The 20317-nt window shown below is 57.0% G+C and carries 16 protein-coding genes and 1 pseudogene; all 17 read right to left on the bottom strand.

What is annotated here, in order from left to right; all coding sequences use genetic code 11:
• Positions 1-38: 38 nt before the first annotated feature.
• The 17 genes and pseudogenes from M5D89_RS02615 to M5D89_RS02540 all read right to left on the bottom strand — a co-directional run bounded on the left by M5D89_RS02615 (position 39) and on the right by M5D89_RS02540 (position 20313).
• Positions 39-2462, bottom strand: coding sequence for an FtsX-like permease family protein (locus tag M5D89_RS02615; protein ID WP_248884197.1), 2424 nt, complete (start codon positions 2460-2462; stop codon positions 39-41).
• Positions 2463-2499: 37 nt separating this feature from the next.
• Entirely contained in the window at positions 2500-3210 is a 711-nt protein-coding gene (locus tag M5D89_RS02610) for an ABC transporter ATP-binding protein (RefSeq protein WP_248884196.1), read from the bottom strand.
• A gap of 439 nt (positions 3211-3649) precedes the next feature.
• Positions 3650-4351, bottom strand: a complete 702-nt coding sequence (locus M5D89_RS14395) for an ABC transporter permease (RefSeq protein ID WP_431307168.1) — start codon at positions 4349-4351, stop codon at positions 3650-3652.
• Between the two features lie 41 nt (positions 4352-4392).
• Positions 4393-5298: pseudogene (locus tag M5D89_RS02605) on the bottom strand (ABC transporter ATP-binding protein).
• A 1295-nt stretch (positions 5299-6593) separates the two neighbouring features.
• Positions 6594-7280, bottom strand: a complete 687-nt coding sequence (locus M5D89_RS02600) for a hypothetical protein (RefSeq protein WP_248884195.1) — start codon at positions 7278-7280, stop codon at positions 6594-6596.
• Positions 7281-7547: 267 nt separating this feature from the next.
• On the bottom strand, positions 7548-8303 hold the full coding sequence (locus M5D89_RS02595; protein ID WP_248884193.1) for an energy transducer TonB family protein: 756 nt from the start codon (positions 8301-8303) through the stop codon (positions 7548-7550).
• A 32-nt stretch (positions 8304-8335) separates the two neighbouring features.
• Positions 8336-8734 carry an ExbD/TolR family protein gene (locus M5D89_RS02590; protein ID WP_248884191.1) on the bottom strand — a complete coding sequence of 133 codons (399 nt, stop codon included), beginning with the start codon at positions 8732-8734 and terminating at the stop codon, positions 8336-8338.
• Between the two features lie 11 nt (positions 8735-8745).
• Entirely contained in the window at positions 8746-9453 is a 708-nt protein-coding gene (locus tag M5D89_RS02585; RefSeq protein WP_248884189.1) for a MotA/TolQ/ExbB proton channel family protein, read from the bottom strand.
• Between the two features lie 211 nt (positions 9454-9664).
• Positions 9665-11524, bottom strand: a complete 1860-nt coding sequence (locus M5D89_RS02580; RefSeq protein ID WP_248884188.1) for an ABC transporter ATP-binding protein — start codon at positions 11522-11524, stop codon at positions 9665-9667.
• Between the two features lie 45 nt (positions 11525-11569).
• Positions 11570-12010, bottom strand: a complete 441-nt coding sequence (locus M5D89_RS02575; protein ID WP_248884187.1) for a GNAT family N-acetyltransferase — start codon at positions 12008-12010, stop codon at positions 11570-11572.
• Positions 12007-13659: a peptide ABC transporter substrate-binding protein gene (locus M5D89_RS02570; RefSeq protein WP_248884186.1), complete on the bottom strand. Its 1653-nt coding sequence runs from the start codon at positions 13657-13659 to the stop codon at positions 12007-12009. The genes M5D89_RS02575 and M5D89_RS02570 overlap by 4 nt, the downstream gene beginning before the upstream one ends.
• The gene (locus M5D89_RS02565) at positions 13656-14963 is read right to left on the bottom strand and encodes a metallopeptidase TldD-related protein (RefSeq protein ID WP_248884184.1); all 1308 of its coding nucleotides are present in this window, start codon (positions 14961-14963) and stop codon (positions 13656-13658) included. The genes M5D89_RS02570 and M5D89_RS02565 overlap by 4 nt, the downstream gene beginning before the upstream one ends.
• The gene (locus M5D89_RS02560) at positions 14960-16414 is read right to left on the bottom strand and encodes a TldD/PmbA family protein (protein WP_248884183.1); all 1455 of its coding nucleotides are present in this window, start codon (positions 16412-16414) and stop codon (positions 14960-14962) included. Before M5D89_RS02560 ends, M5D89_RS02565 begins: the two co-directional genes overlap by 4 nt.
• A 25-nt stretch (positions 16415-16439) precedes the next feature.
• Positions 16440-17432, bottom strand: a complete 993-nt coding sequence (locus M5D89_RS02555; RefSeq protein ID WP_248884181.1) for an ABC transporter ATP-binding protein — start codon at positions 17430-17432, stop codon at positions 16440-16442.
• Positions 17429-18445, bottom strand: coding sequence for an ABC transporter ATP-binding protein (locus tag M5D89_RS02550; RefSeq protein WP_248884180.1), 1017 nt, complete (start codon positions 18443-18445; stop codon positions 17429-17431). The genes M5D89_RS02555 and M5D89_RS02550 overlap by 4 nt, the downstream gene beginning before the upstream one ends.
• Before the next feature lies 1 nt (position 18446).
• On the bottom strand, positions 18447-19358 hold the full coding sequence (locus M5D89_RS02545; protein WP_248884179.1) for an ABC transporter permease: 912 nt from the start codon (positions 19356-19358) through the stop codon (positions 18447-18449).
• Complete coding sequence (locus M5D89_RS02540) at positions 19351-20313, bottom strand: ABC transporter permease (protein WP_248884178.1); 963 nt, start codon at positions 20311-20313, stop codon at positions 19351-19353. The genes M5D89_RS02545 and M5D89_RS02540 overlap by 8 nt, the downstream gene beginning before the upstream one ends.
• Positions 20314-20317: the final 4 nt, after the last annotated feature.

Below are 20317 nucleotides of genomic sequence, written 5' to 3'. Positions count from 1 at the left end.
TCTGTCGCGGCTATCAAGATTTCGTCAATCGATTCGGGTCAGCCATTGCGCAGTACCTTGCGGATAGGCCACCAAGTACTGAGCCAGTACACCAGCAGCACCAGAGGAAGCACCACAATCAGTGCTGGGGCCAAATAGAGCAGTGCGTGCGGAAATTGGGTGCTCATCGCCCGCGCCAAGGCGGCGGCAACAGCGATCCCCAAGATCACGCCGGGGAGGAGGATCCGAGCCTGTTCCGCAAGGGCGCGGCGACGGAAGTGATGGATCTGGGCCCCGAGAAGCCGGCGAACTCGGTATTCAGAGCCGCGCGCCGACTGCACAGCGCCTTGTACCACATAGACCCCGAAGAGGCTGATGAAGGTGGCCAGCAGCGCGAACACCACCAGCACGGCATCGAAGGCAAGAAAGTCGGCGCGGCGTTTATGGATCAGCTCGGCATAAGAGTGAATGTTTGCCAGGACTGCGCCTGGCAGTGCAAGGTGAATGGCGTTACGCACTTCGGTTCGTGCGGCACTCGACTCAGGAGACAGGCGCATGACAAGTTGCACGTTTCCTAAGGTAGACAAGAAATGACGTTGTCCGACGGGTGTGTTCAGAGGTATGTACATCATACCAACCCTGTGTCGCATCACGCTGTGCAAGCTCCAAGAGATGGGCGCGTAGACGCCCGAGATAGGGTTCGTCTTCGGACTAGACTGCGGACCTAAATGTAGGATCTTTCCAACACAATCCTGATCGGGATAGTACCTTTTGCAGGCGTCTGAACCGATCCATATGGGGTTCCCTTGTATTGGGGCAGAGAGCGGAGGAAGGGCTTGCCCTCCTTCTAGTGGAATATGCAGTAAAGAGAACAATTCGCCTGTGGTAGGCTCAAAAATCGCCATACCCGTCCGCTGCCGGCTGGAAAAATTGCCGTCCATAATGTCGCCTTGCCACGGAAGAGTCGACGCAAAGGCCGCACCATGCACATAAGGAACCGACCGCAACGCCCCCTGAACCGTGCGCAGGCTGGCATCGTTGGCATGGCCCGGCGGGAAATACAAGGTGGCATAGAACACGCCCTCGGGGTCAAACCCCAATGGACGATATCCTAAGATCAGGGCGCTGGTGGTCAGGCTCAGCGCAACCCCTAATACCGCAATGGCCAAGGCCACCTGCACACCGCTGGCTACCTGAAGCAAACGCTGCATCCCCTTGCTCAGACTGGCAGTTCGCTCATCTCCAGCAATTGCCTCGCGCAGCGAAGCGGGGCGGCTCCGGAACAATGGCAGGACGAGAGCGATCATGACCCCCATCAAGAGCAAGGCCAACACGAAAACCAACACCCCAATATTGAAATGCAAAGGAAACAAGTGGTAGCCGTCCCCCTTGGTGGAGAACACGCTCTCCGACAGCCACCGGCTTCCCAAGCCGGCGATCGGCACGGCGATGAACAGGCCTAGCAAAAAAATAGGGATCTGCTCTAACAGCAGTTGGGCAAAGATCCCCAGGCGCGACGCGCCCAAGATCTGGCGGATGCCCAGAGAGCGGAGGATAGCGTGGTGCCGCAAGAGGGCATAGTTACTAATGTTGAAGACGGCGATGACCCACAGAAACAGCCCCACGCCGAGATACAACCAGGGCAGGCGGCTCATCTCCATTTCCTGCAAGAAGGCGCTCCGCAGTGGCATGGCGTCAATCCGAAGGCCATTAAAAAAGCTACGAAACTGCGGCGGAATCAATGCTTGCAGGCGTGCGGTAAGCGCTGCCAAACGGACATTCAATTCGTGGAGAGATGCTCCGGGTGACAGCCGGGCATACAGAAACTCATTGATATTGTTTTCCTGAATTGTTGGCACGACCAACGGAATAAATACCTCTGCGGAAGAGCCCGGAACGATCTGCGTCCCTTTGGGCAATACTGCCGTGATCCGATAGCTTTGACCGGCTACCTGTAGCTCGCTGTTCACCGCATTCGGATTGCCACCAAAGGCCCGCTTCCAGAAGGCATAGCTGATCACTGCTTGATGCGGGCCATCGGCTTTGCCACTGGAAAGCTCTGGCCAAACCCCAAGAACTGGACGGCTGAATAGCAATGGAAAGACTTGCGGCGATACACCTTTGTAGTCCAAGGCAACCACCACCCCGTTGATGCGGGCTGTGGTGGTTTGGCTCTGGTCGGAGATCAGCGCAGTACTTTGAATACCGCTATCGGCTTCACGATCCAAGTCCTGACGCAACTTGGCACTGGATTGGAGGCTAGTGCCCAAGCCCATGGCTGGCGCTTCTTCGCGAATTAAGACCAAACGGGATGGATCGACATAGGGCAGGGGTTGCAATTGAAAGGCATACAAGACCTGAAAACCGACACCCGCCACCCCCGTTGCCAAGCCCAAAAAGAGGGCCGACACGACAAAGTAGAGACGCTGCTGCCACAACCTTCGGAAGAAGATCTGCAGCTCGCTCGAGAGAGAGTGGGTCATGTTCGGTCCTTCTTGTCGCTATCGTGCGTGCGGCCGGCTATCGATCTTCAAAGCGCCCATCCAGGAGGTGCAACACCCGCTGCGCCCGCTCGGCATGGGCCGGATCGTGGGTGGCCAGGAACAGGGTCGTGCCATTCTCGCGGCGCGCCTCTTCCATCAACGCCATGACCTGTTCCCCTGCGTGCGTATCGAGGTTGCCCGTTGGCTCATCTGCCAGAATGATGGATGGACTCCCGATAAAGGCACGGGCAACCGCTACCCGCTGGGCCTGACCGCCGGACAGCTGAGCCGGGAAATGTTGGGCGCGGTGTTCCATGCCCACGCGCGCCAATAGGGTCATGACCCGTTCGTGTTGTTCCTGCTTGGAGATACCCCCCCGATACCGTAATGGCAGCGCAACGTTTTCTGCGACGGTCAGGTCGCCAATCAAGTTGAAGGACTGAAAGACGAAGCCGATATATTGGTTGCGCATGGACGCCCGCTGATCTTCGTTCAAGCCCAAACTGGTCTGACCATCCATGCGGTAGTCCCCCTCGGTCGGGGTGTCCAGCAATCCGAGGATAGCCATCAAAGTGGATTTGCCCGAGCCAGAGGGCCCCATGAGCGCCACGTAATCCCCACGATTCACCTGTAGGTTGAGTTCAACCAGGGCGTGCGTCTGGACGGTATCGCTGTAATACACCTTACTGACCTTGCACAATTCCAGCAGAGGGCCCGTGTCCTGGGTTTGCGGTGTCGGAGTTATCATTATTGCCTCATTCCTGAATGCGGGAATTCTTTGTCGTTGCAAGGCTTGTTGCGTTTTGCGTTCAGACCGTACAGTTCCAACGACAAAGGAAACCTTTGTGTTCACTAGAGGGTTTCAGCAAGGTCTATGCCATCCCATCTATTGAAGGGAGATCGGGGGGATCAAGCGCATTGACCAGGTGAACTCTGCACAATGCTTGTGAGTTCGCGCCTATGTAGTGCAAGGTGCGCATATATGGTGCAGGGATTGTTGGCGAACCTGTCCAGCCATCTCTCTTCCGGCGTGGTGCGATCGCCCATATCGCGGACAGATGGGATCATCACGTCAGCAGGCTGCTGATGGAATAGGTGGATTACCATCTCCTGTTCCGCGGCCTGCTACAGGTCTGTGCTTGGCTGTGGTGAAGGCCAGCAGCAGGCAACTCTTACAGGCCCTGAATTTATAATGGCAAACGCCGCCATTTATACCCAACTATCAAGAAGAGCGCGATAGTCTCGAGGGACAGTATGCTCAGGTGCAGTATTATAGCGTTTCGATTCTGATTTCCACTTATAGCAGTGTAGCAAAGGATATAAACCTGATGGCAAGGCCAAATAATGCTCATTCTCTGCAGGAAGCCCGGGAGAGAGTGCAACGAAATAAAAACGCCAGAAACAAACCCTAAAAACATCAGGACAATGTTAGCAATCCCAGAAGCGGCACTGACGCTACCAGAAAAGAGTCCGATGGTTAAACCTAGGGCACTAAATGGAGCTACACCGAGCACAGCATATATAACAGCCTCTACCCAATCGGAAAATGACGGAGTCCACCCGGAAGCCAATAACAGAAGACTAAGAAGGAAAATGGACATGTAGAATAACAACATACGTGAGAGAATTTTATATACCATATAAGTACCTGGCGGTAGCGGGTATAATCGCTTCAATCGCAACACACCCCCTTGCCGATCAGCAGATATTCCAACACCAATAGAGAATATCCCAGATGCCATGCTCTCCACTGTAATCATGGCGGCAAAGCTTCGAAATACTTCATAATTACTGGGAGTTCCGGTATGTTTTGCGAGCACTCCATACAGCAAAAAAAGTAAGGAGGGGAGCAGAACGATGGGAATCCATAGTGGATATTCTCGAAACATAGCGCGGAGTTCCCAGCCGGTTTCCGTAAAATAGGAGCGTATCATAGATGATCCTCTTCAGCCCCAGTCAAGCGCATAAATGGGTCGGATAGGGTATTTTTTCTCATGCTTATTCCCGATAAGCGGTCATCCATTTGGATGAGCCACCGGATAATCGCGTCAGAGTCCTTTGTTGTAATGAGCATCGTATTCCCTTCGGTGTTCACAGAAAGCACGGCAGGGTGAGCAATAAGGGTTTGGATTGGTATGGATGTCTGGCAACTAATGACGATCGATGAGTTGGCACCGGATATTGTTGATGCCGGTCCTGAAAAGATGATTCTTCCCTTATTCAAAACTACGATTCGATCAGCGAGCGCTTCGGCTTCTTCCATGTGGTGAGTGGTCAACAATACGCCAGTTCCATGGCCCTTCAAGTCTCTGAGGTGATCCCATATTTGCTGGCGTGTCCGTACATCTATACCAACGGTGGGCTCATCAAGGAAGATCAGTTCCGGGTGCCCGCAAATCGCCAGGGCATACTGAAGACTCCGTCTTTGCCCGCCGGAGAGCTCCCGGTACTTTTTTGCCGCGAGGTGAGAAATCCCCGTAATCTCTGCGCAACGCTGCGGGGCAATAGGGTGGGGATAATAGCCGCAAACCTGTTGTAAATGTTCCTTCACGGTCAGCATTGAAGATAACGCGCCATCTTCTTCTTAGAGCATGATGCCAATCTTCCTACGTGCCGCCATAGATAGTGATGCTGGATGTTCCCCCAGGACGGTTACCGATCCTGAAGTTGGGCGCCGGAATCCCAAGAGAATACGCACGGTAGTTGTTTTTCCAGCGCCATTTTCCCCTAGTAAAGCGACGATCTCCCCTCGCGAAACAAGCAGGTTGACGTCAAGGAGAATCGGCTTCCCGGAATAGGCGAATTGTATTTCATTTGCGTGAATGAGCGCTTTCATGATGAAAAATGGGTCCTGTTGTCTGTCTTACTCACTTTACCAATGGGCTTGGTCCGTAGATATCGCATGGTGGAAAGGGCATCGGTCAGGATCACTTCAACGCCCGTCAGGGGACTCGCCTGGGACAAAAAACAGCGCGGCGCGAAGAGATCAACTACTGACGCCATGGTACGATCTTGTCCAATTTCCCTGAGGGGCCCTACTAATGCTTGATTTACTGCGCCACCGCTCTATACCGGGGCTTTCTACAAAGGTTATTTGGCCTGCCATATCTCTAATTCCCTTGGCCATCCCTGAACAATTCAACCCATGGCTAGATCATGGTGCCGTAAGTTTCGAGCGCCGTAGTCGGACGGGCATGCGTTGCTCGCAGTTAGTTGGAGCCAGCGGGCGACCCGCGCACCACAATACCGTCGCAAAAAACGATCCGGTGGAAGGAAACACCCTTCTTGGCAATCATCCGCAGCAGCCAGCGATTTTGTAGCCAGACGGCCAGACTTGCACGCATATTCTGTGCCAAGAAATCGTTGTCTTAGTGATAGCAAACAAAGGTAAGTAATATAAATAGTTAGCGTATATGCGCTTTTCCGTAGATCTTATGCCATACACCTTGCCCAACGCCGTTGGGCCTCACGATGGTGCAATAGCGACTCCGTGAGCTCTTTGCCGGGGTCATCTTTATCGACGGAGTACCGGCTAACGATATCTAGCCGGACCCGCAACAGAGCGCCGCCTGAACTATGTCAGAAATCGCTCATACACCGCGCTTGATAGTAGCTCACTGGACCTCAGTGGCCAGTAGGTGGGATGCTTAGTCGTCCACGACTCGTTGCTCCATAATCTCGCATTCCTGCGCAGCATGGACCGGGCCAAAGCTTGGTCAGCGGCTTTTGACTACAGGGACTTACCCACCGTACTGGCCACCATGTCCCAGTGCAATGCCCTCCAGGAGGATCTACGACAGTACCGCCTACTATTCCCCTAGCCTACAGTAATACCTTCTTCGGTTCAGTGCGCATCGCGGATCCCGAACACTGGAAGGATACTGTCGGTGATGGAAGTGTTGCTGGAAACTTCTAATATTGGCCAGGATTTTACAATATTGTGGGAGAAGACACAGAATGGTCATGTTCAGAATGGAACTCCCGATACCTGTCTGCTAACTTCTTCTCATGCTAAACGACTTCACCGCCCCCACCATCGCCCGCTTTGCCGGGCTCCATCTCCCCACTGCCACTATCCCCGCATGGCTCGACCAGCAGATCGCGCATTGCTCGGACCCCGCCTTTGCCGCCCTATTCAGCGATCACCTCGATCTGCCCGGCATCCACCCGACAGACTACCTTCATCGGATCGTCGCGACCCGTACCGGCCATCTGCTTGGTGGCATCCGATTCTACGGCCATGACATCACCAAACCCTTCGTGGATCTGCTCGCATGGACCGGCCCAATAGATCTTCCCGCCTGGCGCACCGCTATCGCCAATGTCTGGGCCGCCTTCGACCCACCCCAGTTCCGCATCCTCAGCGCAGGCGAACCAGCTTTCGCCGCCTTTCCGATCGACCAGACCATCCATGCCGGCCGCGCCGGCATCATGGCAGAGCAACCACTCCGCCCCACCGTCACCCTCCAACCCTGCCACGCCCCTGAAGCTGCTGCCGCCCAGGCCGCCCGATGGCACCAGGATTTCGCCGCCACCAACCCCACCCTCGCCGCCGAACTCCACATCGCCGACGCCGCCGAGCTCACCGAGTGCCACACGAACGGCTCTCTCGATTACATTATGATCGATGGCACCCAAGCCGGCCTGCTTGCCACAGCCCCTGGCACAATCGACTGGCTGCACGGCCACATCGTAATCGAAGAAATCCTGGCCTCCAGCCATCACGGCCACGGCCACGCCGCTTACGCCCAGCGCCGTCTTGCTGTCAGTCTCGCTGCCACCGACCCCCAAACCCTGCTGCTCGGCACAATCCACCACACCAACATCGCCTCTTACCGCACTGCCACCACTGCCGGCCGCCCTGCCATTATGGACTACCGATTCATCCCCCTTCCTGCTTGCTCATCTTGATTCGCCGATTCCCTCATAGTACGCGATCGAACCGTTTCGGTCATATTCGCGAGGAACCGGCCCCCTGGGTTTCATACTATAACTACGCATTCTGGGAGCACCTCTTTTCAGCTTTGTGAATGCTGTTCCCCAAACCACCGTTTGCAGGACACTCATACATCACCTCTTAGCAGGTTACGACCCCGAGTCTGCACCGACCTCGATAGGGATCTCGAATACCGTATTCTGTTTTGGCATCTTTTTCAGAAACGCCGGGAAGTTTCCGCTCTTGACCGCTGCCACGGCAGCCCGGTTCACCGCACCCAACGGGCTCGGCTTGATCACCTTGGCCCACAACACCTGACCGCTGGGTGATACCTCAAACTCCACCGTCGCTGTCCCAGAGAGTCCCATGGCGCGCAATTCGGCAGGGACATGCAGCTGGTTCTGAATGAGCGGACGCAGTTCCGCTACATACTGCCCCATCAGGTCCACCCGCTCTGCCGCCGATAACGGCGGTGGCGGTGGTGGCGCCGGAGGAGTTGCCGGCTTGGGCGGCAGTACCGGTTTAGGCGGTGGAGCCATCTTCACCGGTGGCGCCGGCGGGGTCGGTACCGGCTTCGGGGGTACCACCATCTTGGGGTGCGGGGCCGGTGGGGGCGGAGGTGTATGATGGATAACCGGCTTGGGAGGCATCGGTTTCGGTGGGGTCGGTTTGACGACCGGCTTCGGAACCACCTTCGGAGGCGGGGGAAGCGTCACCATTTGTACCGCCATGACGTGTTTCTTAGGCGGCGGAACAGGATGCGCGGGATGGGTCTCTCCATACCAGACCAAGGCACCAATCAAAGCCATCTCGACGATAACCCCAGCAATCAGGGCGGTAGCAAAACGATGACTCCCTTGCTCGGGATCCGGCGGCAGAATGGTGTTCACGACTGCACTAGCCATTGCGTGATTCTCCTCAAGGGCCTGGGATCGGATCACGTTTCTTTCGTGGCGATGCCGATGGCCGTTACGCCCGCCTTCTGACAGGCATCCATCACATGCACAAAGTCTTTGAAGGGCACCAATTTGTCAGCGGCAATGGTGACCTGGGTATGGGCCACGTCTCCATCCGCGGATAGGAAACCAGTCAATCCCGACAAATCCATTTTCTTACCCTTTACCTCTACCGCCCCATCTTTGAGGATATTCAGTACAAAGTGGGGATGCGGCAGCTCCTTCGCCTGGCTGGAGCTGGGAAGCTGTAATTTGAGCCCCTTATCGGTGATCATCTGGAGCGTGATCATGATGAAGAACACCAGCAAAAACAGCATGACGTCGATCATCGGGATAATTTCTACCCGGCCTTTCTTGCGGGGTCGACGGGTCGGAAGCATACGATCTCTCCTTACGCGTGCGCAGCCGTTTCTGCGATGGGGTGCGCATTCGCTGAACTGGGCGCTGACTCTTCCAACACGACCGGGGCACCATCCAGACGGTTCATCAACACGACTTTGAGCGACTCCAACTGAAAGATCGTCTTATCGATAGCGTTGTTGAAGGCATTGAAGCTGATCAATCCAATCATGGCGATGGCAAGCCCTGATGCTGTCGCAATCAATGCATCCGCCACACCCCCGGTAACAGAGCTTGGCGCGTGATCCGGTGTAGCCAAGATACTGAAAGCATGAAACATTCCCAGAATCGTGCCAAAGAGTCCCAGCAGCGGTGCCAAGGTAACAATCGTATCCAGTACCCACAGGCGCTTATCCAGACTGGGGGTGGTCAGGAAGATGGCTTCGTCCAAACGATTGGCAAAGGCCTCACCGCGCGCGCTGCCATAATGATGAACCAGATTGAAGTGACGCAGTGCTACGCCAACCAAGGACTCTTCCGGTAAACCCTTTGCCATATCGGCAAGCTCTTCCAGATCGGGCCGCCGCAGCTTACCCCGGTTCGAGACCAACCATAAGATCTTTCTTCCCTTCGCCATTGCGTTGCGCAAAAACCAGAAGCGATCAAAGATCACCGCAAGCTCAATGGCGAGCAGGGCCATCAGAAGATACAAAACTCCGTCCGAGTAGTTTGCTAAATGAACAATGTACGCAAATGTCATGCGATTCCCTTCCATGTCGAATCAGGCCGTACCGCTTTCCGTTGAGCAATCACCGTGCCACCACGCCTGCCAGCAATCCTCGCAACCATCCCTTACTTCATGCACCAATTAGGTGCGGCATTGAACCAAAAATGAACAGGAGGAGGTTTCCGGGTCTTCTATCATGCCGAAAATCTACGGCGACCTCGGTAGAACATGGAACAACTGATTTTTAGTCAAACGCTAAAGGCTGGCTTTGTCGCATCCACAGTTCCGCATAATGGCCTTGCAACTGTAACAGCTGCTGATGATTTCCCGTTTCAACGATCCGCCCATTTTCCATCACCACAATGCGATCAAAATGGGCGATGGTCGAAATCCGATGGGCAATGGATATCACCGTGCGGCCCGCCATCAGATCATCCAATTCGTGCTGAATTTCCCGCTCGGTGACGGAATCCAGGGCCGAAGTTGCTTCATCCAAAATCAGGATGGGCGCATTCTTCAAAAATACCCGCGCGATGGCGATGCGTTGCCGCTGACCGCCCGATAACTTGATTCCGCGCTCTCCCACATGGGCATCCAAACCCGTCCGGCCATTGGCATCGACCAGCGATTGTACGAAGACATCGGCGCGCGCCCGCCGCAAGGCCTCTTCGACTTCTTCCCGACTTGCGTCTTGGCGACCGTAGCGCACATTATCAAGGATGGATCGGTGCAAGAGGGAGGTATCCTGAGACACCACGCCGATGTACTGACGAAAACTCTCTTGCTCCAACTGACGAATATCCTGTCCGTCGAGCAATATCCGTCCCCGATCTACATCAAAAAATCGCAGCAACAAGCTGACCATGGTCGATTTGCCCGAGCCAGACGGCCCGACAATGGCTACCCGCTCCCCTGGCTCGATGCACAACGCGACGTCATCGATATGCTTGGTTATTGCGTCGGTCTCTGGATCGCCGTGGTAGCTAAAGGAGACTTGATCAAATTCGACACGACCGGCCTGGAAAACAAAGGGACGGGCATCAGGCTGGTCCCCCATGACCCGAGGACGATCCACGGATCGCATACCGTCCTGAACGGTACCGATGTTTTCGAAAATGGTGGACAGGTTGCTGGCCACCCAGCCTGACATATTGGCAATCTGCCAAACGAGAGGAACAGCCGTGGTCAGGATGGCCACACCGATGATCCCCTCGTGCCACAAGAGCAAGCCGACGCCCGTGGTGCCACTCAGCAGCAGAGCGTTTAACATCGTCAATGACGCCATCCAGGTGGTAATCATACGTAGCGACGCACGGAAGGCCGACGTGTGGCCGGTCAGCGCATCACGCACGAAGCGGTCCTCATCTTCGGATTTCGCGAAGAGTTTCACCGTGTGGATGTTGGTGTAGCTGTCCACGATCGCCCCCGTCAGCCCCGATCGAGCCTTGGAAAGCCGGTTGGATCTCTGGGTCAAACGCGGAATGAAATACCACATCAGAAGGCCGTACAACAAAAACCAGAGCACGACCGGCACCGAGAGCATCCAGCTTTGGCGGGCAAGGATCCACACGGAGCTGACCCCGTACGTGAGCAAGTACCAGACCGCGGTCAGGGTGGCGACGGTACTTTCCCGCAAGGAAGGACCCGTCTGCATCACCCGATTGGCGATCCGACCAGCAAAATCATTCTGAAAAAAGCTCCAACCCTGGCGAATGAGTCCACGATGGTTCTGCCAACGGATCAAATTCGTAAAGTTGGCGGCAATCGCCTGATTCGTCACCAAGTCGTGAAAAAAATGGATAAATGGCCTGATGACGATAATGATGAATGCCATCCCCAGAATGGCCCACCAATCCTTCTGCGGTAGGCTTTCTGCATGGGCCTTGGCCACAAAACCGGTGATCTTGCCAATGAACAGGGGAATGCTCAGATCCACCAGCGCCGTCACAAAGCCGGCGATGAACAACAAGACCATCGATTGACGGACCTGCGACAGATAATTCCCGTAAAACTTCCAGACGGCGGCACGGGTGGTATGATCTGGCACTTCGTGATGCTGATGATCACGAAAGATATCGATCATACTTTCAAAGTAGCGATACATGATGTCCTCTCAAAGGCGTGGGGTGCGTGCTGGCATCTTCTGGCACTAGGACAACTGCAGGGATAGGTGGTAATGGGAAATACCTGCCTCGACAAATTCTTCCCCTTCGGCCTGGTATCCCAGGCGCCAATAAAAGGGCAGCGCCTGGGTTTGGGCATGGCACCAGACCCGGGACAGCCCCAACCCCTTGGCGGTTTCTTGCGCCGCCATCATGAGTTGGCTACCGATACCCTGCTGACGCCATTCCCTGCGTACCGCCAAACGGCCGATCTTTCCTTCCTGCGCAACATCCAAGCGCACGGTACCCACAAAGGCCTCTCCCACCGTGGCCAAGAAATGGCGACACGCCCCATCTCGGTCGTCCATTTCCAAGGCCTCGGGTACTCCCTGCTCGGCCACAAAGACCTCCATACGAATATCTGCCAAGATTTTCGCCCAGGGCTGAAAATCCACCGCCAAGATACGCACGTCCGGGGAATAGATCATGGAGCCACCGCCTGCTGTGGCTGGCAACGCACGGAATACAGGGCCTGAGAGAGCTTTGCCAAGGATAAACCCGGGGCGTATTTCACCAGATACTGTGGATAGGGTAGAAAAATCACTGGCTGTTGCTCGTAGGCATACTGTTCATAGGCATAAAGCGCTTGGTTTCCCGAGTCGGTAGAACTGGCACGAATCAAGGCATCCATCCGCTGGCTGGAATACCCTCCATAGTTGGAGCCACCCCCGGTATCAAAGAGACCGTCGCCGCTGGGATAATAGTCGGGGTTATAGGACCAGACGATCATCGCGGCCTCCCATTTTCCACCGGGATGCAACTTGGCCAGCTCCAGATTGAACGGAACGACATGGAGATGGAGATCGATACCCACGCGCTGCCAGTCGGCCTTCAAAAGCTCGCCGGTGTAGATAAGGGTCTCGCTCATGTCGGGAACGATCATGCTCAAAACCAGGCGTTGCCCGTTTCGTTGGCGAATACCATCGGCGCCGCGGTGCCAGCCATTGGCCGCCAGTAAGGCATTGGCGCGCGCTGGATCATACGCCCGCTGGGGATGACGAACCAGTTGCTGCATGGCCGGAGAAAGATAGGTATCTGGATCCGAAGGCACGGGGTTGAAACTGGGTACCGCCAAACCATGAAACGCCACCCGGATAATTTGTTCCTGGTTAATGGCCAGTGCCATGGCTTGCCGTACCGGCGTGCTGGCCAAAAATGAGACCCGCGGATTATGCAGATTCAGAGTGACGTAATTAAACCCATAGCCTCCATTACTGACGCAGCTTTGTAAATTGCTGACCAACCCCCGCGCCGCAAAGAGATAATGGGGGATCATGCCTGCCTGCAAGTCGCCGCTCTTCAATCCCCAGAAGGCACTGGAAGCCGAGCTATACATCACAAAGGTCAGGTGTTGCAGTGGCGCCGGAGGACCGGAGTAGGCGGCATTGCGGACGAAGCTGAGGCTCCGGCCCGGGTCGAAGCGCAGCAGACGATAGGGTCCATCCACCACCTGCACCATGCTGACCTGATTCTGTAGGCGATACAGTTGATCAATGGAATAACGTCCCCACGACCAAGCCGGCACCGGCACCAGTTGTGACAGGCCATTCAATTCAAACCAAGTCGGGTTGACGGCCCGCCGCAAGGTCAGCACAACCGTCTGGGGGTTGGGCGCCGTAGCCTGCTGAATAATCTCTGGCATCCCTCCCATCCCGCTATTGGGGTAGCGTGCTCCAAAGGCCCGAATCATCTTCAACGACGCCAAGACATCCTTGCCAGTCACAGGCCGCCCATCGGACCAGCGCCAAGGCTTCAGATGGATAACAAATCGGCGCCGATCCGGGCTCACCACGATGTCTTGAGCAAAGGAGCGCTGCCAATTGATTTTGAGGTCGACCCCCACGTGCAATAACGGCGGGAACATCAGGGCAATGATCTGGCTGTTTGCGGAAGAATCGTTGTTGACGATCGGCATCAGGGAATTCACGTTCGCCGGTGGCGACAGGCCCACACTGGTGACCGTAGTCAGGCTACCAGAATCGGCCTGGGCAAGTAGGGGAACTGCCATCATGCAGGCCGCGAGGGCGGTGCGTCGCAAACCCGGTATCGATACCCTCCCCAGAAAACGTCGCGTCACAAAGTCACCTGGACACGCGTCAAGGCCCCAGGCAGGCGCATCCCGCCCCAGGCGCGTTGACCATAGGTATGACGTTCGGGGAGCCGATGCAAATCCTGACCCAAGGCCAGCAAATCCTCACCCAGCAGTTGAAAGAGGCTGGAATCAATGCGCGACGGGGCAACCGGTCCAACAATTCGACCGCCTTCGACCCAAAAGCAATCATAACGGGTCATGGCCGTCACCCGACAACTGGCGGGATCGGACACGTTGGCATACCAGAGATGGCCCAAATACAGGCCCGTGCCGATCGCCTCGAGCACATCGCCGTCGGGCAACGTTCCCGGACCCATGGACAGAGCGGCGGCATACCCCGAGCCGTTGATGGCGACGCCAAATTCCTTGGCGGCACGGGAGTCCGCCAAGCCATCATGCGCCTTGCCGTTTTGGATCAGGGGAATGGCCCCCGGCAACGGATGGCCATCGTGGGTGAAGGTGGGCAGTCCCAGGCCCGCACGATCTTCCCAGAGAGAGACGTCTGCATGGAGCTGACGCTCCCCGCTATACAAGAGACGCAGAGGACTCATACCACTCCGCAGCATTTCCACCGTAAAGCCCTGCCAGCTCAAGACACCCCACAACTCCGCCAACGCCTCGGGGGCCAGCCACGCGCGGTAGGCATCGGGCCGCAAGGTCTGGACCGGAAGCTGCAGGGCTTGCAATTGCTTGTGCATCTGCCTGGGCAGGGCATGCAACTGGGCTGGCGTCGGGTTGGCTAGTAGTGCCTTGCTGGCATTGTTATCTGGGTCAAAGCTGCTGAGATCCACCATGCTGCCGCCGCCTAAAAACTCCAGACGATGGCCGATGCTACTGCACACGGCGTAATACTGCGGACCACCGGTCACGATCCCCACCAAGTCCTGGGAGGCCCCCGCTTCACACAAGGCCGCAACCATGGCATTAAAATCCACCGACGAACCGTAGTCTCCACCCCGGGCCTGCCGCGCTTCTTGGCTGGGGTTGAGCCAGGGGTCCTCAGGAACCTGCCTCAAGTCATCGCGTAACTGGGCGACCCATTGCGACAACTCGGCCATCGACGGCCATGCCGCCGTGATATCCATGCGGGTCTGACGTTGCCCCTGGATCAAGGTCAAGGACAGGTCCCGCTGGTCCACCATACCGCTCTGATTCACTCGGGACTTACTGATCCGCGCGTAATCCGTGCGTTCGGCGTAGACCCCGGCAAATAACAGCTCGTCTATTCCTGCCAACTGGGCCAGTTGATCTGGAAGCCTCGCGACCCAGCCCTCCACTTCCGTCATCATGCCGCACCCCCAAAGACTTCAATGCCGTGAAAGCGGCAGATGGGCGAGGCGTGCCCCACAGTAATGGACTGGTTCAACTCCCCCTTGCCACAGTAGGGGGAGCCCGACACGGCGTAGGTGGACCGATCGCCGACGGCATCCAAGGCCTGCCAGAACGCCAGGGTGCGGCCGCGATAATTCGGATTTTTCACCCAGCCTTTGATCTCTCCCTGTTCCACCAGTCGCCCCCACTCACAACCAAACTGGAACTTGTCGCGCTGCTGATCGATGGACCAAGATCGGTTCTCGTCCATCCAAATCCCGCGTTCCGTGCTGGCGATGATCTCAGCAAAGCTCTGATTGCCGGGTTCCAGATTGATATTGGCCATACGATCGATGGGCGGCCGCAAGGGATCGCAAACCCGCGCACAAGCCAGTGCTGGCATATTGGCGCGTGCCGCCGAGCGAGCTCCGCCCAGGGGCCGCTGCAAGACCCCGTCCCGAATCAGATAGTGGCGCTCCGCCTTGCTACCCTCATCATCAAAGCCATAGGCTGCCAGCTCTCCCGTCTCAGCAGGATCGAAGACCACATTCAGTAAGGGACTCCCATAGCGCAAAGTGCCAAAGTCCGCCAATTGCAAAAAACTCCAGCCCGCATAATTGCGCTCATCACCAAGAATCCGGTCCAATTCCAGCGGGTGCCCAATGCTCTCATGAATCTGTAACGCCATTTGTCCTGGCGACAGGATCAGATCCCAAGGGCCGCTGGGGCAATTGGGCGCGGCCACCAGCTCCCGCGCCTCCACCGTCAAGCGTTGCGCTGTCTCCGTAATAAAACCGAGTTGCTGGAGCAGCTCCGCGCTGGCAATCCCCTGGCCCAACGGGCTGAAGCTACGGCTTTGCACCTCGTGACCGTCACTGACCGTAACCCGCAAGCGCGGAAGGCAGAGGTGCGTGTATTGTCGTTGCCGTGCGCCCGCAGCGTGCCAGAAGAGCCTATCGATGGCCCGAGTTTCCAGCCCGGCGTATCTATCCACCACCTGGGGCGACTGGGCCATCGCGGTATCCAACGCATGCAGCTGGTGCAGGCCATCCTGTACGGATAGAGGTGTGCCTTGCGCAAAAGCCGAGTGCCAATCGCCAGATTCCGTCGCCATTGGCCAGTCCTGCGCATGGTACAAGGCCACGGACGCGGCAGACTGGGCGCGCTGCACTGCGGCCTCCACCGCCTGACGAATGGCTGACTCGGAAAAATCCGTAACAGAGGCGTAGGCCACATTCCCCTGAGCCATGACCCCAATCAGGGCACTGCGGCCGCGCGACCGAAACGGGGCCAGGCCGACACCACGCTCTACCTGCAGCAGCAGGGTTTCGCGCTCCTCCAAAAGCAGGGACCACCAGGCCAAGCCCCCCAGCTCGCCAAGAACACGCTCGGCAAGCGCGACCAAAGACGGACGTTCCACAATATTCATGATGAGACTCCAGTAGTGCGCGGGATCAAATCGCCGTCCCCACGCCCCCCAATGGAAAATGACAGGCAACGTAATGCCCACCGCTCAGTTCCTGTAAGGGGGGGCGCAGTTCCTTACAGCGCGCGGCCACGTGTGGGCAACGCGTATGAAAGGCACATCCCGCCGGGGGATGCACTGGCGACGGGGGCTCGCCACTCGGCGGTGGCAGGCGTTCCTGGTCGTTTTGCCGAACCATGGGCGGCAAGGCATCCATCAAAGACACCGTATAGGGATGGGCGGGTTGCTGCGTAAGCACTCGGGTGGGTGCCAACTCCACGATCCGCCCGAGATACATCACCGCAATACGCTGGGCCAGATAGGATACGGCTCCCAGATCGTGACTGATAAAGACGTAGCCCAGACCCATCTCACTTTGCAAATCTTTCAGCAAATTCAGAATGCGCGCCTGCATCGAGACATCGAGCCCCGACGTCGGCTCATCCAACACCAAAAGACGTGGCTCCGTGCTCAAGGCACGGGCAATGGCAATCCGCTGCCGCTGCCCGCCGGAATACTGTACCGGGTAGCGATTCATTGCCCGACGATCCAGCCCCATACGCTCCAGTAGATCCTCGGCCTTCTTGCGACGACCACGCGCCGTACCAATGTGCTGCAGGTTCAGCGGCTCCATGATGATCTGACCCACCGTCATCCGCGGATTCATGGAATCATAGGGGTCCTGAAATACCATCTGCATCTGCAGTCGAAAGGGACGAATCGCCGCCTCGCTCAACGCCGTCAGATTCTCTCCCTCAAAGTGCACAGCCCCCGCCGTGGGACGCACCAGATGGAGGATGGCGCGCCCCAGGGTACTTTTACCCGAACCGGATTCCCCAATCAAACCAATGGTTTCCCCTTGATCGAGGTGCAGACTCACATCACTGAGTGCATGGACATAGCCCTGACTCTCTCGCAGTAGCCCCCCTTCACCCAGAGGAAAGCGCACGTCGAGATGTTCCACCTCCAGCCAAGCGCTCATGCGGCACCTCCCACGGGGTGCACACAGAAGAACTGGTGGCCTTCGCCGCTGGCCGGGGGGTAGCGGAGCTCACAATCCTCCGTCCGTAACGTACAGCGAGGTGCAAAGCGACAACCGGTAGGAAAGGCCTGAGGACGGGGCGGCAGGCCGTCGATATCGCTCAAACGCGCATCGCCGTTGGCGAGTCTCGGGATGGAGTTCAGCAAGGCGCGGCTGTAGGGATGCCGAGGATTGGCAAAGAACTCCGGGGTGCGGCCACGCTCCACCGTGCGGCCGGCATACAGCACCATGACTTGATCCGCATATTCGGCGACCAAAGACAAATCATGGGTGATGAAGATCACGGCCATCCCGTGCTCCCGCTGCAAGCGCCGAATCAACTTCAAAATCTGCGCCTGAATGATGACATCCAGGGCGGTCGTCGGCTCATCGGCAATCAGGAGCTTTGGCTTGCACGCTAGGGCCATGGCAATCATCACCCGCTGCCGCATCCCCCCTGAAAACTGATGGGGATAGTCATCCAATCGGCGTTCGGCATCGGGCACCCCCACCTCCTGCAAGAGTTCCAAGGCACGAGCACGTCCTGCCCGGGCATCCGCCCCGAGATACAGGCGATACGGCTCGGCAATCTGCTGCGCCACGGTCATGCTCGGATTGAGGGACGACAGAGGGTTCTGGAAGATCATGCCCACCTCCCGCCCGCGCAGTTCCCGCATTGCCCTGGCAGATAGATGGGTCAACTCCTGATCCCCTAAGCGCACGGACCCGCGAGAGATCCGCCCGCCCCAGGGCAGCAAGCCCAACAGTGCTGCCGCGGTCATGGACTTACCTGATCCCGACTCCCCCACCAAACCCAGGGTCTCCCCCGGCGCTACGGAAAAGTTGAGGGACTCAATGACCTGAAACGTCTTCTTGCCGCGGCCAAAGGTTACGGTCAGATCTTCCACGTGCAGCGCCCCAAGACCCTGGGCTATGGTACGCATGCCCCGCTCGGACAATCGATTTTGCTCCATCTCAACGACCCTCCAGGCGTGCCAACAATCCCTGGCCCAGCACATTCATCGCCACGATGGCCAAGAAAATGGCAACCCCGGGGAAGACGATCAACCACCATGGCCCAATGATGACCAGCTGCAGGCCATCATTGAGCAGCCCACCCCAAGAGGCGTGGGGCGGTTGGATACCCAGACCCAGAAAAGAAAGCCCGGAGAGGGCCAGAATCAGATCGGCCACCATGAAGGTCGCATTGACGATCAGGATCGGCAGCATGGAACGCAGCAGATGGGTACGCGCAATGTAGAAGGTACTCGCACCAAATTGCCGGGCCGCCAAGACATAATCTCGCTCTTTGTAGGCCAGCGCCTCATTACGCACGATACGCGCCAAACCAGGCCAAGACAGCCCCCCCAAAACCAGGATCAGGCTCAGGGTATTCAGCGGTACAATAGCGGCAAAGAAAATCATCAGGACAATGCCGGGCAACGCCAGGATGGCATCCAACAGGCGCATCAGCACCTTGTCCAGCCAGCGCGGGCTCATGGCCGCCGCCATGCCAAATAGAATTCCCAGCGCCATAGCGATGGCCGATCCCAGCAGGCCCACCTCCAGGGTTGCTCGTCCACCCGACATCATCCGCGCCATGAGGTTGCGCCCCAGGTTATCGGTTCCCATGGGATAGGCCCAGGACGGCCCGACCAAGAGGTGATTGACGTGTATGGCCAGGGGATCAGCGGGATATAACCAAGGACCGACCCAAGAGAAGGCCAGCAACAAGGCGAAGAGCCCTAGACCAATCCACGTCATGGGGTGGCTATACTGGCCCACCCAATAGCGCAAGGAGTCGCCCCAGATACGCCGAAACATGCCCGGGATGGGCCGCGCCACCAAACTATTGCTCAAGCTCACATCGGTAGGATGACTACTCATAGCGCACCCGCACATCCAAGATACTGTTGGTCAAGTCCGCTGCCAGATTACCCAGGATGGTGAGCACTCCGATCAGCAGCACGATCGCCGTCAAGGTGGGATAGTCTTGTTCCAGGGCCGAGCGCCACAGTAACCAGCCCAGTCCCGGATAATTGAACACGCTCTCAGTCAGGATACCGCCCACAAAAATGCCGGGGATCATCATCCCAATCACGGTGATCAATGGACGGATGGCATTGCGCAAAACATGCTGCACCGCGAGCCGTAACGCCGGCACTCCGCGAGCGCGAGCAGTGCGGACGTATTCCTGCCGGTACTCAGCACGCGCCTGATGGCCAAAGTAACGTGACAGTCCAGCAGTTAAAGGTAAGGCAATGGTGACAGCAGGTAGTACCATGTGCCGCAGATAACTCAAGGTGCCCGCTTGCCCACTTGCGCTCATGTCCCCCCCAATACCGCCGGGCGGGAACCAGCTCACATCGATGGCAAAGAACAGAATCAGCATGACCCCGATAAAAAAGGCAGGGATGGAGTAGACGATGATCTGACCAGCACCAATGATCAGACCCGGCGTGCGCTCCGCCCAATAACCCTGGAACATGCCAATGAATATGGAAAAGAAAATGGCAATCACCGTTGCCAGGACATAGAGCAGAATGGAGTTTTCCAGATACGAGCCCATGAGAGAGGAAACCGGCGCGTGTTGAGTGAAGGAATATCCCAAATTGCCCTCAAACAGGTGGGTCCACCACACGGCGTATTGTTGCCAGAGCGGATGATCCAAACCCATTTGCTTGTTCAATGCCGCCACCGCCTGGGGTGTGGCGTGCATACCCAGAATACTGTAAGCAGGTCCGCCGGGTGTGGCGTGAATCAGGGCAAAAACAATGGTGACCAACAAAAATAATGACAATACTGAGGTCCCCAGACGTCGCAAGATCATACGCCAGATCATAGGC

It is taken from the genome of Acidithiobacillus acidisediminis (assembly GCF_023277115.1).
GTDB lineage: Bacteria > Pseudomonadota > Gammaproteobacteria > Acidithiobacillales > Acidithiobacillaceae > Igneacidithiobacillus > Igneacidithiobacillus acidisediminis.
This window is presented reverse-complemented; position numbering and strand designations above follow the sequence as displayed.